Source organism: Actinomycetospora chiangmaiensis DSM 45062, from assembly GCF_000379625.1.
Taxonomy (GTDB): domain Bacteria; phylum Actinomycetota; class Actinomycetes; order Mycobacteriales; family Pseudonocardiaceae; genus Actinomycetospora; species Actinomycetospora chiangmaiensis.
In genome coordinates this window covers 20726-36045 of record NZ_KB903243.1, presented here as the reverse complement: position 1 = coordinate 36045, position 15320 = coordinate 20726, and the positions used below count along the sequence as shown (strand labels likewise).

Annotated in this window: 15 protein-coding genes; 9 read left to right on the top strand and 6 right to left on the bottom strand. The window is 75.2% G+C overall.

What is annotated here, in order from left to right:
* Positions 1-31: 31 nt before the first annotated feature.
* On the bottom strand, positions 32-1675 hold the full coding sequence (locus A3CO_RS0119585) for an acyl-CoA carboxylase subunit beta (protein ID WP_018333943.1): 1644 nt from the start codon (positions 1673-1675) through the stop codon (positions 32-34).
* Positions 1676-1758: 83 nt separating this feature from the next.
* Between A3CO_RS0119585 and A3CO_RS0119580 the strand changes: the two genes are divergently transcribed.
* From A3CO_RS0119580 to A3CO_RS0119570, 3 genes are all read left to right on the top strand, one after another.
* Complete coding sequence (locus tag A3CO_RS0119580) at positions 1759-2634, top strand: biotin--[acetyl-CoA-carboxylase] ligase (RefSeq protein WP_245561554.1); 876 nt, start codon at positions 1759-1761, stop codon at positions 2632-2634.
* A 99-nt stretch (positions 2635-2733) separates the two neighbouring features.
* Positions 2734-3447: a PH domain-containing protein gene (locus A3CO_RS36100; protein ID WP_018333941.1), complete on the top strand. Its 714-nt coding sequence runs from the start codon at positions 2734-2736 to the stop codon at positions 3445-3447.
* A 127-nt stretch (positions 3448-3574) separates the two neighbouring features.
* A complete protein-coding gene (locus A3CO_RS0119570) occupies positions 3575-3826 on the top strand; it encodes a hypothetical protein (protein WP_018333940.1) in 252 nt (83 codons plus the stop codon).
* On the opposite strand, the gene A3CO_RS0119565 is transcribed toward A3CO_RS0119570, so the two are convergent.
* Complete coding sequence (locus A3CO_RS0119565) at positions 3813-4610, bottom strand: inositol monophosphatase family protein (protein WP_018333939.1); 798 nt, start codon at positions 4608-4610, stop codon at positions 3813-3815. The two genes, A3CO_RS0119570 and A3CO_RS0119565, sit on opposite strands and share 14 nt — an antisense overlap.
* Before the next feature lie 65 nt (positions 4611-4675).
* On the opposite strand from A3CO_RS0119565, the gene A3CO_RS0119560 reads away from it, so the two are divergent.
* Positions 4676-5350 (top strand): response regulator transcription factor, encoded by a 675-nt coding sequence (locus tag A3CO_RS0119560; RefSeq protein WP_018333938.1) that lies wholly within the window; start codon positions 4676-4678, stop codon positions 5348-5350.
* 12 nt (positions 5351-5362) lie between these two features.
* Positions 5363-6643 carry an ATP-binding protein gene (locus tag A3CO_RS0119555; protein WP_018333937.1) on the top strand — a complete coding sequence of 427 codons (1281 nt, stop codon included), beginning with the start codon at positions 5363-5365 and terminating at the stop codon, positions 6641-6643.
* Positions 6644-6704: 61 nt separating this feature from the next.
* On the opposite strand, the gene A3CO_RS0119550 is transcribed toward A3CO_RS0119555, so the two are convergent.
* Positions 6705-7187, bottom strand: a complete 483-nt coding sequence (locus A3CO_RS0119550) for a GtrA family protein (protein WP_018333936.1) — start codon at positions 7185-7187, stop codon at positions 6705-6707.
* A 74-nt stretch (positions 7188-7261) separates the two neighbouring features.
* Between A3CO_RS0119550 and A3CO_RS0119545 the strand changes: the two genes are divergently transcribed.
* A complete protein-coding gene (locus tag A3CO_RS0119545) occupies positions 7262-8146 on the top strand; it encodes an LLM class flavin-dependent oxidoreductase (RefSeq protein ID WP_018333935.1) in 885 nt (294 codons plus the stop codon).
* Here A3CO_RS0119545 and A3CO_RS0119540 read toward each other — a convergent pair.
* On the bottom strand, positions 8103-8990 hold the full coding sequence (locus A3CO_RS0119540; protein WP_018333934.1) for a class I SAM-dependent methyltransferase: 888 nt from the start codon (positions 8988-8990) through the stop codon (positions 8103-8105). The genes A3CO_RS0119545 and A3CO_RS0119540 overlap by 44 nt on opposite strands.
* 140 nt (positions 8991-9130) lie before the next feature.
* On the opposite strand from A3CO_RS0119540, the gene A3CO_RS0119535 reads away from it, so the two are divergent.
* On the top strand, positions 9131-10387 hold the full coding sequence (locus A3CO_RS0119535; protein WP_018333933.1) for an alpha-hydroxy-acid oxidizing protein: 1257 nt from the start codon (positions 9131-9133) through the stop codon (positions 10385-10387).
* Here the strand turns inward: A3CO_RS0119535 and A3CO_RS0119530 are convergent.
* Together A3CO_RS0119530 and A3CO_RS38285 are read right to left on the bottom strand one after the other, a co-directional pair.
* The gene (locus A3CO_RS0119530; protein WP_018333932.1) at positions 10381-11034 is read right to left on the bottom strand and encodes a DUF1707 SHOCT-like domain-containing protein; all 654 of its coding nucleotides are present in this window, start codon (positions 11032-11034) and stop codon (positions 10381-10383) included. The genes A3CO_RS0119535 and A3CO_RS0119530 overlap by 7 nt on opposite strands.
* Before the next feature lie 305 nt (positions 11035-11339).
* The gene (locus A3CO_RS38285) at positions 11340-12902 is read right to left on the bottom strand and encodes a sigma-70 family RNA polymerase sigma factor (RefSeq protein WP_051086012.1); all 1563 of its coding nucleotides are present in this window, start codon (positions 12900-12902) and stop codon (positions 11340-11342) included.
* Positions 12903-13092: 190 nt separating this feature from the next.
* Between A3CO_RS38285 and A3CO_RS37615 the strand changes: the two genes are divergently transcribed.
* Both A3CO_RS37615 and A3CO_RS0119515 read left to right on the top strand, forming a co-directional pair.
* Complete coding sequence (locus tag A3CO_RS37615) at positions 13093-14076, top strand: hypothetical protein (RefSeq protein ID WP_018333931.1); 984 nt, start codon at positions 13093-13095, stop codon at positions 14074-14076.
* Positions 14077-14087: 11 nt separating this feature from the next.
* The gene (locus A3CO_RS0119515) at positions 14088-15275 is read left to right on the top strand and encodes a 5-(carboxyamino)imidazole ribonucleotide synthase (protein WP_018333930.1); all 1188 of its coding nucleotides are present in this window, start codon (positions 14088-14090) and stop codon (positions 15273-15275) included.
* Positions 15276-15320 lie beyond the last annotated feature (45 nt).

The window sequence follows — 15320 nt, the reverse complement described above, 5'->3', positions numbered from 1 at the left end:
GCCTCCCGTTCCAGCTCCGCTCCGCTGCGTGTCACAGCGGGATGTTCCCGTGCTTCTTGGGCGGCAGCGTCTCGCGCTTGCCCGAGAACGACCGCAGTGCGCGGGCGACGTAGCCGCGGGTCCACGACGGCGGGACCACCGCGTCGACGTACCCGCGCTCGGCCGCGATGTAGGGGTTGGCGAGGGTGTCCTCGTACTCCTGCTGCAGCTCCGCGCGGCGGGCGGCGACGTCCCCGCCGTCGTCCTCGACCTTCTTGAGCTCCTTGCGGTAGAGGATGCTCACCGCGCCCGAGGCGCCGGTGACGGCGATCTGGGCGGTCGGCCACGCCAGGTTGAGGTCGGCGCCGAGGTGCTTGGACCCCATGACGTCGTAGGCGCCGCCGTAGGCCTTGCGGCAGATGACCGTGATGAGCGGGACGGTCGCCTCGGCGTACGCGTAGATCAGCTTCGCGCCGCGCCGGATGATGCCGTTGTACTCCTGGTCGGTGCCGGGCAGGAACCCCGGCACGTCGACGAAGGTCACGACCGGCACGTTGAACGCGTCGCAGGTCCGTACGAAGCGGGCGGCCTTCTCGCTGGCGCCGATGTCGAGGCAGCCGGCGAGCTGGGAGGGCTGGTTCGCGACGAAGCCGACCGGGCGCCCCTCGATCCGTCCGTAGCCGACGACGATGTTCGCCGCGTAGAGCTCCTGGACCTCCAGGAACTCCTCGTCGTCGACGACGCGTCGGATGACCTCGCGGATGTCGTAGGGCTGGTTCGGGGAGTCCGGCACCAGCGCGTCGAGCTCGAGGTCGACCTCGGAGAGGCTCTCCTCGATGGCGCCCGACTCCTCGTCCGCGGGCAGCCGCGGCGGCTCGGAGAGGTTGTTCGACGGCAGGTAGCCGAGGAGCTCCTGCACGTAGGCGATCGCGTCGTCCTCGTCGGAGGCGAGGTAGTGCGCGTTGCCGGAGGTGGTGTTGTGGGTGCGGGCGCCGCCGAGGGTCTCGAACTCGACGTCCTCGCCGGTGACCGTCTTGATGACGTCGGGGCCGGTGATGAACATGAACGACGTCTCGTCGACCATGATCGTGAAGTCGGTCAGCGCGGGGGAGTACACCGCGCCGCCCGCCGCCGGGCCCATGACCAGGGAGATCTGCGGGACGACGCCGGAGGCGTGGGAGTTGCGCCGGAAGATCTCGCCGTAGAGCCCGAGCGCGACGACACCCTCCTGGATGCGCGCGCCGCCGCCGTCGTTGATGCCGATGACGGGGCAGCCGATCTTCATGGCCACGTCCATGACCTTGACGATCTTCTCGCCGTAGACCTCGCCGAGCGCGCCGCCGAAGACGGTGGCGTCCTGCGAGAACACGCAGACGGGACGGCCGTCGACGGTCCCCTGCCCGGTGACCACGCCGTCGCCGTAGGGGCGGTTGGCCTCGAGGCCGAAGTTCGTGGAGCGGTGACGGGCCATCGCGTCGAACTCGAGGAAGCTGCCCTCGTCGAGCAGGAGGTCGATGCGCTCGCGGGCGGTCTTGCGGCCCTTGGCGTGCTGCCGCTCGACGGCCCGCTCCGAGCCGGCGTGGACGACGTCGTCCTGGCGCCGGTGCCAGTCCGCGAGCTTGCCGGCGGAGGTGTGGACGTCGGGCTCGTCCGCGGCCTCGTCGGGCTCGGGGGGCGGCTTCGTCGCGGCGGTCATGGGGCCGGACGATAGCGAGGACGAGGGTGCTCCACCCACTGGTGCGTGGGGGTGATGATGGGCACTCCTCTACCGTGGCGGCGGTGATCCCGGGAGTGAAGGACGCCGCCGCCTGGAAGGCGCTGCAGACCACCGCCGTCGGCCCGACGGGCCCGTGGGCGCGCCTCGACGTGGTGGACGCCACCGGGTCGACGAACGCCGACCTGGCCGCCGCGGCCGCGGCCGGCGCCCCCGATCGGACCGTCCTCGTCGCCCACCACCAGACGGCGGGGCGGGGCCGGCGGGAGCGGACGTGGGAGTCGGGCCCGGCCGAGGGACTGACGTTCTCGGTGCTGCTGCGCCCCACCGAGGTCCCGCCGGCGCAGTGGGGCTGGGCGCCGCTGCTCGCGGGCCTCGCGCTCGTGGTGGCGATGGAGGACTACCGCGCCCCGGCGTCCGTCGCGACGCTCGAGGCCGCCCTGAAGTGGCCGAACGACCTGCTGCTCGGCCCCGACCAGCGCAAGGGCGCCGGCATCCTGTCCGAGGTGGTGCCCGGGGGACCCGGGGGCGAGCGCAGCGACGGAGGTTCGGCGCAGCCGGGCAACGCGCTCGTCGTCGGGATCGGGATCAACGTGTCGACGCCGGAGGCGGAACTGCCCGAGGGCGGCACCTCGCTGCTCGCGCAGAGCGTCCGGCGCTCGCGGCCCGACGTCCTCGGCGACGTGCTCGCGGTGTTCGCCTCGCTCGACGACGACTGGCGCGCCGCCCGCGGCGACGCGGGCCGCGCCGGTCTGCTCTCGGGCTACCGGCAGCGCTGCGCGACCCTCGGCCGGGAGGTCCGGGTGGTGCTGCCCGGGGACCGCGAGCTGGTCGGGACGGCCGACGACGTCGACGACGACGGCCGGCTCGTCGTCCGGGAGCCCGGTGGCGCGCTGACCACCGTGGCCGCGGGCGACGTGGTGCACGTGCGCCCCGCCTGACCTCACCCGTCCGGGGCCGGGCCCCGGCGCGGGACCTCGTGGACGGCCCGCCGCGCGGATACCCTCGAACGGCGCACCGCCGATGGGAGGGGGACGTCCGTGGCGTATCCGGAGCGTCTCCTCGTGGCGGGCGAGCGGGTGGTGCGCCACGTCCGGCCGCACTGGCGGATGCTCGTCGTGCCCGCGCTGCTGCCGCCGGTGGTCGCGTTCGTGGGGGCCTGGCTGGTGGCCGTCGCCCGGCCGACCCCGTGGGCGACCGCCGTGCTCGTCGCCGTCGCGGTGGTCGCGGTGGGGCTGCTCGGCTGGTTCTCGGTGGCGCCGATGACGCGCTGGCGGGCCACCCACTTCGTCGTCACCGACCGCCGCATCCTGGTCCGCGAGGGCGTCTTCTCCCGTTCCGGCATCGTCGTGGTCGGGCGCAGCATCACCGCGGTGCGCACCGTCCGCACCGGGGTCGACCGGCTGCTCGGCGCCGGGACGCTCGTCGTCGGCGTCGACGACACCCGCGAGCCGTGGCGCTTCGACGGCCTCGGCCGGGTCGAGCGCGTCGCCGCCGAGGTCGAGCGGATGGCCGAGCGCCGGGGCGGGCTCGACCCCGACCGCTGGGGCACCTGGGACGACGCGGACGAGGACCCGGACGACGACCCGATCGACGAGGACGACCTCGAGGACGGGATCGACGAGGACGACGACGGCCGGTTCGACGAGGACGATGTCGTGGACGCCGAGTGGGACGACGAGCCCGAGCCGGAACGCTTCCCGCGCCTGCGGCGCCTGTCCACCCGGCGTCGGGAACTCCCGGCGAGCCGGTAGTCGTCACCCTCGGACCTGACGAACGGGTCGTTCGTGGCCTCTAGGTACACGAACGACCCGTTCGTCAGGTCAGGGCCGACCCCGACGGAACCGATCGACGCGCGGCGCCGTCAGCACCCGTGTGGGAGTGGACGCGTTGCCGGGGTGGATCGAGGCGCTCGGGCTGGCGCCGGGCACCGTCGTGGTGGGCGTGCCGGGCCGGGTCGACCGGGTGTGGGTGGTGCACCCCGGCCCGGAGCGGACGTGGGAGGTCTACTGGTTCGAGAGCGGCGAGCGGTACTCGTGGACGCGGTTCGAGGAGGAGTCCGCGGCCTGCTTCCACCTCTTCGGCCGGTTGGCGTGGACGCAGATGATGCGGGGGGCGCTCAGGTCCGGATGATGCCGAGGACCGCGTCGTGCAGCGCGCCGTTGGTCGACAGCGCCTCGCCGCCGTCGATGCGCTCGGTGCCGGCGAAGTCGGTGAGGCGACCGCCGGCCTCGCGGACGACGACCGCGGGGGCGGCGAGGTCCCATGCGCTGGCGCCGGGCTCGACGGCGGCGTCCATGAGGCCCTCGGCGACGAGCATGTGGTGGTGGAAGTCGCCGAAGGCGCGGCTCTCCCAGGTGGCCTCGGTGAGGGCGAGCCAGCGGTCGCGGGTGCCGATCTCGCGCCAGTAGTCGAGGTCGGTGGTGGACACGTACGCGTCGGCGAGCTCCTGGATCCCGGACACCGTGAGGGGTGCCGCGTCGACGCCGCGCGCGACGTCGGAGGTGAAGGCGCCCTGCCCCCGCGCGGCCCACCAGCGACGCCCGAGGGCGGGGGCGCTGACCACTCCGACGACGGGCTCGCCGCCGTTCATGAGCGCGAGCAGCGTCGCGAACACGGGCACGCCGCGGGAGTAGTTCTTCGTGCCGTCGATCGGGTCGACGATCCAGTGCCGCGCGGTGGGGTCGGAGACCGAGGAGCCGCGTTCCTCGCCGAGCACCGCGTCGTCCGGCCGCTCGGCGGCGATGAGGCGGCGCACCTCGTCCTCGCAGGCGACGTCGGCGTCGGTGACGGGCGTGCGGTCGGGTTTGCGGTCCACCTGCAGGTCGCTCGCGCGGAACCGGGACAGGGTCACGCGGTCGGCGGCGTCGGCGATGCGGCGGGCGAGGTCGAGGTCCGCGAGGAGATCGTCGGTCACGCGCTCATCCTGTCCGACCCACGGCCCACACGGATCGCGCACGTGGCGGGCTACTCTCGGCGTTCATGACCACGGTGCTCCTCGTCGAGGACGATGCGGCGATCGCCGGACCGCTGTCCCGGGCGCTCACCCGCGAGGGCTACGAGGTCGACGTGGTGGACGACGGTCCGACCGCGGTGACGCGCGCCGGCGAGGGCGAGGTCGACCTCATGGTCCTCGACCTCGGGCTCCCCGGGATGGACGGTCTCGAGGTGTGCCGGCGGGTCCGCGTCGGCAAGCCGGACCTCCCCGTGCTGATGCTGACCGCGCGCACCGACGAGGTCGACTTCGTCGTCGGCCTCGACGCCGGCGCCGACGACTACGTCGGCAAGCCGTTCCGGCTCGCCGAGCTCCTGGCCCGGGTGCGGGCGCTGCTGCGGCGCCGGGCCCCGGAGGTTCTCGACGCCGGGGGTGTGCGGATGGAGCCCTCGGCGCGCCGCGTGCTGGTGGACGGCGTCGAGATCGGGCTGGCCAACAAGGAGTTCGAGCTGCTGCGGGTGCTGCTCGCCCACGCGGGCCAGGTCGTCTCGCGCGAGGAGATCCTCCGCGAGGTGTGGAACGACCCCGAGATGAAGACCTCGAAGACGCTCGACATGCACATGTCCTGGCTGCGGCGCAAGCTCGGCGACACCGACGGCGGCCCGTCGGGCGGCAAGCGCATCTCGACCGTCCGCGGCGTCGGGTTCCGCTTCAATACCTAGGCCTGGTGCTCCGTGCGTCGCCGCATCCTGGTCTCGACGCTGCTCGTCGTCGCGATCACCGTCACCGTCCTCGGCGGGCCGCTGGCGTTCACCACCTGGCGGCTCGTGGAGGACTTCACCCACGCGGAGCTCGCCGGCCGGCTGCGTCAGGTGGTCGCCACGCTCGACTCGCAGCTGCAGACCGACCGCCCGGTGGACCTGACGGCGGTCGCGATCGCGGTGCCGCCGGGCGGGTCGCTGGTGGTGCGCACCCCCCGGGGCACGAGCGCGATCGGCGACACCGCCGACCCCGACCAGATCACCGAGAGCGCGTCGTTCGGCATCAACGGGTCGGCCGTGCTGGCCGAGCCCGCGGACGAGATGCGGTCCCGCCAGCTCCAGGCGACGGCTCTGGTGCTGAGCGCGATCGTGCTGTCGGTCGCGGTCGGGGCCGTCGTCGCGACCCTCACCGCCCGGCGGCTCGCCGACCCCCTGCAGCAGGTGGCGGGCCGCGCGGCCCGGCTGGGTGCGGGGGACTTCCGGCAGGCCCCCCTGCGTCACGGTATCCCGGAGCTGGACCGCGTCGCCGACGTGCTGGACTCCTCGGCGGTCGCGCTCGCCGAGCTCGTGCAGCGCGAGCGGGACCTGGTCGGCGACGTCTCCCACCAGCTCCGCAGCCGCCTCACGGCCCTGCAGCTGCGCCTCGACGAGCTCTCGTCGCACCCCGACCCGGAGGTCTCGTCGGAGGGCGGAGCCGCCCTGGAACAGGCCGAACGGCTGTCCGAGGTGCTCGACGAACTGCTGAACTCGGCCCGCGCGGCCCGGGCGGCGAGCGCGTCCCCGCTGGAGCTCGACGGCGAGCTCGCGGCGGTGGCGGACGAGTGGCAGGACGCGGCGCGCGGGCAGGGACGGGGGCTGCGCGTGCGGGTCGCCGACGGCCTCGTCGCCCGGGCGACATCGGCGCGCCTGCGTGAGGCGCTCGGGGTGCTGGTGGACAACGCGCTGCGCCACGGGGCCGGGACGATCACGATCGCCGCCCGGCACTCCGACCACGACACGATCGTCGTGGAGGTCTCCGACAACGGCGACGGCGTGCCGTCCGAGCTCGCCCCGCACGTGTTCGACCGCGGCGTCTCGGGCTCCGCGTCCACCGGCGTCGGGCTCGCCCTCGCGCGGGCGCTGGTGGAGGCCGACGGCGGACGCCTGGAGCTGGCCCGCACGAAGCCCGCGGTGTTCGCGCTGTTCCTCCCGGTGCCGCGTACCGACCAGGCGGTCGCCTCGCCCCGGCCGTTGCCCGCGACGGGGCCGCGCTGACGGTGTGGCTCTCCTGGCGTTCAGTGCCGGTAGTGACGCATTGCTTGCACCGGGAGGGCCGTCAGCCCGACAGCGCCGTCGGGAAGACCCAGCGGCGGAAGGCCCACCAGCGGAACGCCATGGCGAGCAGGGTGCCGACGATCTGGGCGCTCACGAGGTCGGCGACCTGCTCGGTGAGGGCCGACACGGCGGGGGTCGCGAGGTGGAGGACGTAGCGCGAGACGCCGAGCGGGGCGGCGTTGACCGCGAGGGCGGCGCCGCTGACGACGAAGTACAGGACCGCTTCCCGACGACGGGCCAACCCGCCCCGGGCGCGGAAGGACCACTCGCGGTTGGCGAGGTAGCCGACGACCGTCGCGACGAGCACGGCGAGGACCTTCGCGGTGACCGGCTTCGGCTCCAGGATCGTGGTCTTGAGCAGCAGGAACACCGCGGTGTCCACCACGAAGGTGCTCGCGCCGACGACGGCGAAGCGCACCAGCTCGCCGTGCCGGTGCCACGCCAGCGACCAGCGCTGCCGGCGGGTCGGGGTGGCGGAGCTCATCGGGGCGAGTCTAGGCCGTCGGGCGCGGTGGCCCCCGTCCTCACCCGGTCCACGTCCGGGCAGACTGCGGCGTCGTGCGCATCGGCCTCACCGTCCTGCCCGAACACCGCCGCGACGAGGCGACGCGCATCTGGCGCGCGGTCGAGGAGCTGGGGTTCGACAGCGGCTGGACCTTCGACCACCTCGGGTGGCGCACCCTGGTCGACGGGCCCTGGTACGGCGCGGTGCCCACGCTGTCGCTGGCCGCCCTCGTCACGGAGCGGATCGAGATCGGCCCCTTCGTGGTGAGCCCGAACGTCCGCTCGCCCGTCCCGTTCGCCCGGGACGTGCTCGCGCTCGACGAGCTCTCCCGGGGCCGCTTCACCGCGGCGCTCGGCGCGGGCACGCCCCGCGGGTACGACACGGAGGTGCTCGGCCTGCCGCGCCCGGCCAGCCGCCTCGCGCGCTTCGAGGAGTTCACGGTCCTGCTCGACCGGCTGCTCACCGAGGAGCGGGTCACGCACCACGGCGAGTACTACACGGCGGTCGAGGCCCGCAGCGCGCCCGGCTGCGTGCAGCGGCCGCGGGTGCCGTTCGTGCTCGCGGCCGACGGGCCGCGCACGGTCGACCTCGCCGCCCGGCTCGGCGAGGGGTGGGTGACCACCGGGTCGGCGCACGACGACCTCGAGCCGTGGTGGCGCGGCCTCGCGGACCTCTGCGCCGCCTACGACGAGGCCCGCGCGCGGGCCGGGCACGACCCGTCGTCGGGAAGGCGCATCCTCGACTCCGACGGGGCGCCGGTCTACGCGCTCTCCTCGGCGGGCCTGTTCGACGACGTGGTGGGCCGGGCGGGGGAGCTCGGCTTCACCGACGTCGTCGCGGCCTGGCCGCGCCGGGAGGGCGTGTTCGCGGGGGACGAGGACGTGCTGACGCGGGTCAGCGTGCCTTCGTCGCCGTCACGAACGAGCTCTGGCCGTTGAGCCGCTGGGTGAGCGGGTCGAGGGTGCGGCCGTAGGACTTGGCGACCTCGACCGCCACGTGGGTGTCGGTGGTCCAGCCGCGCGAGCGCAGCGTCGCGGCAGGGTCGGGCCGCTCGTCGCTGTACAGGAGCTGCTGCATGTCCACGCCCATCTTCGCGGCCACCCGTCCGAAGGCCGGGTCGTCGAACTGCTGGGCGATGTTGGTGAAGTCCTCGATGGCCCACTCGGAACCGGGGGCCGAGAGGTCGTCGATCGCGTCGACGAGGGCGCTCTGGGTCTCGGCCGGCAGGTAGGGCAGGAGACCCTCGGTCAGCCAGGCGGTCGGGGTGGCCGGGTCGAACCCGGCGGCGCGGAGGGCCGCGGGCCAGTCGTCGCGCAGGTCGGCGAGCACGGTGCGGCGGTCGCAGCGCGCGGTGGCGCCCTCCTGCTCGAGCACCGCGTCCTTGAACTCGATCATCTTCGCCTGGTCGACCTCGTAGAACGACGTGCCGGCCGGCCAGTCGAGGCGGTGGGCGCGCGTGTCCAGCCCCGAGGCCAGGACGACGACCTGGCGCAGCCCCCGGCCCGTGGCGCCCGCGAAGTACTCGTCGAAGAAGCGGGTGCGGGTGCCCATGTAGCCCGACATCATCTGCCAGAGCTCGTCGTCGGAGTCGTCCTTCGGCTCGACCGGACGGGTCGCGAGGGGCTGCGCCGGGTTCGCGGCCTGGACGAACGCCTCGGCGTACGGGTCCGAGATCAGCCCGTCCGGCCGGTGCGTGTCCACCGACCGGCCCGCCGCGACGACGAGTGCCGTCAGGCCCACGCTCGACACGACGTCCCACTGCTCGAAACGGCTGTCCGTCACGTCCGCCTCCCGGGGTAGATTGTTAGCTTCCGAAAGGAGAGTCCCCGGATCTCCGGGTTCCGCACAAGCACAGCGTGAGAGGTCCGACACCGTCCGTGCCCGTACGGCACGGCTCCCGCGTTCGTGCTAGACGACGCCGCATGTCGATCGGCGCGGGCCGTGCCCGCCAGGAGCAGGTCTATCGCGACGGCGTCTCCGGTTCCCGGCCCCGGGTCCCGACGACGGCGGGGGAGCTCGAGCGCCGCGGCCGCCGGGCCATGTCGCGCCGGGCCGACGCCTACGTGACCGGCGGTGCCGGCGCCGAGGCCACCGTGCGGGCCAACCGGGCCGCCTTCGAGCGGTGGCAGACCGTCCCGCGGATGCTGCGCGACGTCGGGTCGCGGGACCTCTCCGTCGAGCTCTTCGGCCGTCGCCTCGACCACCCGCTGCTGCTCGCCCCGATCGGCGCGCTCGACCTCGTGACGCGGGGCGCCGACCTCGCGGTGGCCCGCGGTGCCGCCGCCGCGGGCGTGCCGATGATCGTCAGCAACCAGGCGGGCACGGCGATGGAGTCGCTGTCGGGGATCGGGCGGCGGTGGTTCCAGCTGTACTGGTCGACCTCCGACGAGCTCGTCGACAGCTTCCTCGCCCGCGCCGAGGCGAGCGGGTGCGAGGCCGTCGTCGTCACCCTCGACACCACGATGCTGGGCTGGCGTCCCCGCGACCTCGATCTCGGGCACCTGCCGTTCAGCCGCGGCCTCGGGATCGCGCAGTACACCTCCGACCCGGTGTTCTCCCGGCTCGCGCGGGAGCGGGCCGCCGCGCCGCGCACCGGGCCGTCACCACGGATCACCCCGGCGGCCGTGCGGACCCTGCTCGAGATCACGCGGAACTTCCCCGGCCCGCCGCTGGAGAACCTGCGCTCCCCGGTGCCGCGGGCCGCGGTCGAGACCTTCCTCGACGTGTACTCCCGCCCGCACCTGACGTGGGACGACGTGGCGACGCTGCGGTCGCGGACGTCGCTGCCGGTGGTGCTCAAGGGGGTCCTGCACCCCGACGACGCGCGCCGCGCGGTCGACGCGGGCGTCGACGCGGTGCTGGTGTCCAACCACGGCGGCCGGCAGGTCGACCACGCGATCGCGGCGCTCGACGCGCTGCCCGGCGTCGTCGACGCGGTGGCCGACCGGCTGCCGGTGCTCCTCGACTCGGGCATCCGCACCGGCGCGGACGTCGCGGTCGCCCTCGCCCTCGGCGCCCGCGCGGTCTGCCTCGGCCGCCCGTTCGTCTGGGGCCTCGCCCTCGCCGGGGCGGACGGCGTCGCGCAGGTCGTCGCCGACGTGCTCGCCGAGCTGGACCTCACCGTCGGGCTGGGCGGCGCCTCGTCCGCCGCCGAGCTGGAGGTGCAGCGCCGCTACTGAGGGCCCTCGACCGCGAGCGGGCGGCGGGTGACCGTGACGCCGCCCATCATCGCGAAACCGGTGACCCGGATCCGCGGCCCGCCGGGTCCGCGTGGTGGTCCCGCCTGGTCGGCGAACCCGCCCATGACGCCGACCCCGGTGACCTCGACGACGGTGTCCGGGTCGACCACGACCTCGCAGCCGCCCATCAACGCGAACGCCTGCACGGTGACGTCGCGCCCGACCCCGCGCAGGTCGACGTTCGCGCCGCCCATGATCGAGACGATCTGCAGCGTCAGTCCGCGGGCGTCAAGCTGCGCGTGCCGCAGGTCGAGGTTCGTCCCGCCCATCAGGCTCACCGCGCGGTGCGTCAGCCCGGGCGTCCACGTCCCGGACCGGTCCGCGCCGCCCATCACGGCGATCGACCCGGTGCTGTCCGGCCGCTCGACGGGACCCTCCCCGACGTCGGGTGCGTCCGGCTCGAGCGGCTCCAGGTCCGCCGTGATCGGCGCCAGCTCGTGGCGGAACGTCGCCCCGTAGGCGGCCCGCTGCCGCTCGTCGCCCTCCACCACGGTGAGCCGGCCGTCGCCGACCGCCCGCCGCACCAGGTCGGCGACCTGCTCGCGCTCGGCGTCCGACGCGCGCACCGCCGGGGTGGGGTCGCTCATGGCGTGCAGCCTAGAAGGAGCCTCACGGGTGTCGTGGACCTCTGCCCGCGCGAGCGGACCGGGACGTCGCGACGGTGCCGGACCCGCTGCGCGACCGCTACGACCAGGTCGTCCGCCACGCGCCGGGCCACGGACGAACCTCGTGATGACGCTTCGCGGGACGCCGCTGCTCACGCGGCAGTGCTCCCGTTCATCCGAGTCACGGCGACTCGGATGAACGGACACGTCCTCCTCCTCCGGCGCGGAGAGCCCACGGCCGGAGTCGGGAGACGCGGTGCGCGGCGGGATCGGCGGCCGCGGCGCGATCAGTGCAGCAGGACGTCCAGGACCGGTTCGAGCAGACCCCGGCGCAGGACCTGGTCGGTCAGCACGCCCGGGTCGAGGACGTCCAGGCGGCTGCCAGTCGTCGGTCCGCTGCCGTCCGTCGTCCGGCCCCCCGAGCTGACCAGGCCCGACGACGGGACCGGGGTCGCCGCGTGCGCCACCGGCCGGCCGGCGGAGGACCCGCGGCCGCCGGATGCCGAGCCGGGTCCCGACCTGCCCGTCCCGGAGTCGCCCGTCCCCGAGCCGCCCGTCCCCGCGCCGACTGTTCCCGATCCGTCCGACACCGAGCCGCTCGTCCCGGAGTCGCCCGTTCCCGATTCCGTCCCCGAGCCGCCCGTCCCCGAGCGGGCCGGGGTGCGCGACAGGGTGCCGGCGTCAGCCGGCGCCGGCGCCGGCATGGACCCGGCGTCGGGAACGGGGAGCGGGGCGGGCGGCGGCGGGACCGGCACCGACCCGCCGTCGGGAAGGAGGACCGCGGGCGGCGCGGCGACGGGGGCCTCGGGGCCGGCGGCGGTGAGGGCGGTGGCCGTGGCGATGCCGAGGCCCGCGAGGCCGACGACGGCGGCGCCGAGCCGGCGGGTCCGCGGTACCTCGGCGGACCGGGCGACGCCGCCGAGCGCGCCGATCACCCCGACGACCCCGCTCCCCGCGACGACGAGCTCCGCGGTCGACGGCACCCACGCCCCCTGCCGGGCGGCCAGGTAGCCGACGAGGGCGGCGCCGAGGACGAGCGGGGCGATCGCGGAGCGCAGGATGCCGGAGTTGACCTCCCGCAGCTCGGCGGCGAGGGCGCGGCACTCGGCGCACTCGCGCAGGTGCTCCTCGACCTTCGCGGCGTCGCGCTTGGACAGCCCGCCGCGGGTCCACGCGCCGAGCTTCTCCTCGGTCTCGCGGTGTCGGCGGTCCTTCGGCGGCGCCTCGGGGCCGCCGCCCGAGAGGTGTTCCTGCAGGTAGGCCTGGCGGAGCCCCTCACGGGCACGGTAGCCGAGGGCGGACACCGCGTTGGGGGTGAGGCCGAAGAGCGGCGCGATGTCGGCGGGGGAGTCGCCCTCGACCTCGAGGTGCCAGAGGACGGCCTGCCAGCGTTCGGGGAGGGTCGCGAAGGCCCGCGCGGCGAGGGAACGCTCGAGACCGGCGACGGCGGGGTCGGCGAACGGGACGACGGTGCGCTCGGGGTCGACGCCGACGACCTCGCCCATGTCCTCGGTGAGGTCGAGGCGTCGTTCCGCGCGGGTCCGGTCGTAGGCGAGGTGGCGCAGCGAGGTCAGCAGGTAGGCACGGAACGCCTCGGTGGGCCCGCCCCCGGCGCGCAGGATCTCCAGGAGGCGGGCGAAGGCGGCGGAGACGAGGTCGTCGGCGTCGGAGGGGGACCGGGCGAGCTGGCGGGCGAGGGCGCGGGCGGCGTCGCGGTGGCGGTCGTACAGCGTGCCGAAGGCGACGGTCGACTCGGTGTCGGCGGGGCGCCCGCGGATGACGCCGAGCAGCTCGGCGTCGCTGGGTCCGGGCAGGCCGGAGCCCGCTGCGGTACCGCCGACCTCGGCCATCCGGGCGCACCTCCCCCCTCCGCGAGGAGTCTGCGGCGGACTCGGGGAGGATCCCGGCAGTGTCACCGTCACGGATGACCGTCTCGCGCGTCGCCAGGGGGAGAACCCGCGACGACCGGGGTGGCCGACACCGTCGGTCACCGCGGCGGGCACGACGGTGGCGGGCACGGGGAGCAGCGGAGGTGCGTGGATGACGCTCGCGGACGAGCGCAGGGACGAGGTCGTCGGGAACGCCGGGGCCGACGGCGCCGACCTTCCCGGTGCCGACCCCGCGCCCCTCGCCCGCGGCGCCGGGACCGGGCGGCCCGGACCCGCGCACGCGGCGCTCAAGGAGCGGTGGTTCGCGTGCAGCAACGCCCTCGGGTGGTCGGTGGCCTCGGAGTGGCCCGACCCGACGGTCGACGAGGTCTGCGACGCCGTCCTCTCCGGCCGGGTCGGTCCGCCGCTCGAGCGGGCGATGACGCGGTGGGCGGGCGCCCGGGCGGCCGCCGGCATCGGGCTCGACGAGACGCTGTCCGACCTCGCCGCGCTGCACACGGCCGTCAGCGGCGCCCTCGGGGCCCTGGGCGAGCGGCGGCGGCTGGGTCTGCCGGGCGCGGAGGGCTCGCGGCTCGTGCGGGTCGTCTCGCTCGGCTGGACCGACGTGGCCTGCGGTGACCTCTCCGAGGCGGCCGCGCTCGACCCGCTCTCCGGCCTCGCCAGTGCGCGCTACCTCCGCACCCGGCTCGCCGAGGTCTACCGGGCGGCCCGCGCGCACGGCACGTCGGTGGGCGACGCGTACGCCCTCGTCGTCGTGACCCTGCAGGTGGCGGGCTGGTCCCGCGTCGCGCCCCTCACCGTCACGGGGGACGCCGCCGCGGTGGTGTTCGACGCCGGGGAGACGATCGCGGTGGTCGGGCGGTCGACGGTCGTCGTGCTCGCGCCCCGCGAGGGCCTGGCCGCCCGCGTGCGGGTGCTCCGCGGGATGCTCGCGCGGCGCCTGGCCGGGGCGTCCGGGGTCACCGGGTCGCCCAGCGCGCGGATCGTCCCGCTGCCCGCGACGCTCGACGCCGTCGGCGACACCCTCGCGAAGCTGCGCGACGCCGAGCCGGCGGTGCCCCGTCGGGACAGGATCCTCGGCTTCGACGTCCCCGTGATCGCCCCGGAGGGCGACCTCGCCGATCCCGCCGACTAGGTTCTCCGCCCGTGGAGGAGCGCACCGGCCTGCCCGTCGTCGCCATGGTCGGGGGCGGCCAGTTGGCCCGCATGACGCACCAGGCGGCGATCTCGCTCGGTCAGACGCTGCGGGTGCTGGCCACCTCGCCTGACGAGGCCGCGGCGATGGTGACGCCCGAGGTCCAGATCGGCGACCACCGCGACCTCGGGGCGCTGCGACGGGTCGCCGTCGGGGCCGAGGCGCTGACCTTCGACCACGAGCACGTGCCCGGCGAGCTGCTGACGACCCTCGTCGCGGACGGCGTCACCGTGCACCCCGGCCCGGAGGCCCTGCTCCACGCCCAGGACAAGCTGGTGATGCGCCGTCGGCTCGCCGAGCGGGGGGAGCCCGTCCCGCCCTTCGCGCCCGTCACGTCCGCCGCCGACCTCGAGGCGTTCGCCGCCGAGCACGGCTGGCCCGTGGTGCTCAAGGCCGCCCGCGGGGGCTACGACGGGCGCGGGGTGTGGATCGTCGACTCGGCGGCGGAGGCCCGGCCCCTGGTGGCCGATCTGCTGGAGGCCGGGACGCCGCTGCTCGCCGAGGTGAAGGTCGAGCTCGCCCGCGAGCTCGCCGTCGTGCTGGCGCGCTCGCCCTTCGGCCAGGCCGCGGTCTACCCCGCCGTCGAGACGGTCCAGCAGGACGGGATCAACACCGAGGTCCTCGCGCCCGCGCCCGGCCTCGACGAGGACACCGCGGAGGAGATCGAGGAGCTCGCGATCCGCATCGCCGCCGCCACCGGCGTGGTGGGGCTGCTCGCCGTCGAGCTCTTCGAGACCCCCGACGGCCGGATCCTCGTCAACGAACTCGCGATGCGGCCGCACAACTCGGCGCACTGGTCCATGGACGGGGCCGTGACCGGGCAGTTCGAGCAGCACCTGCGCGCCGTCCTCGACTACCCGCTCGGGTCGACGGCGACGTTGCGCCCGGCGTGCGTGATGGCGAACGTGCTCGGTGGGGACCCCGTGCCCTCCACCGGACCCGACGAGCGGCTGCACCACACCCTCGCCCGCTTCCCGGAGGCGAGGGTGCACCTCTACGGCAAGGCCGAACGCCCGGGCCGCAAGCTCGGGCACGTGACGATCACCGGTGACGACATGAGGGAGGTCCGCCGGCGCGCCCGGCTCGCCGCCGACCACCTCGCCACCGGGAAGTGGAGCGACGGATGGAGTGCGCACTAGATGTCCTCTGCTGAGCTGGTCCCCGGCCAGGCGGTCGCGACGACG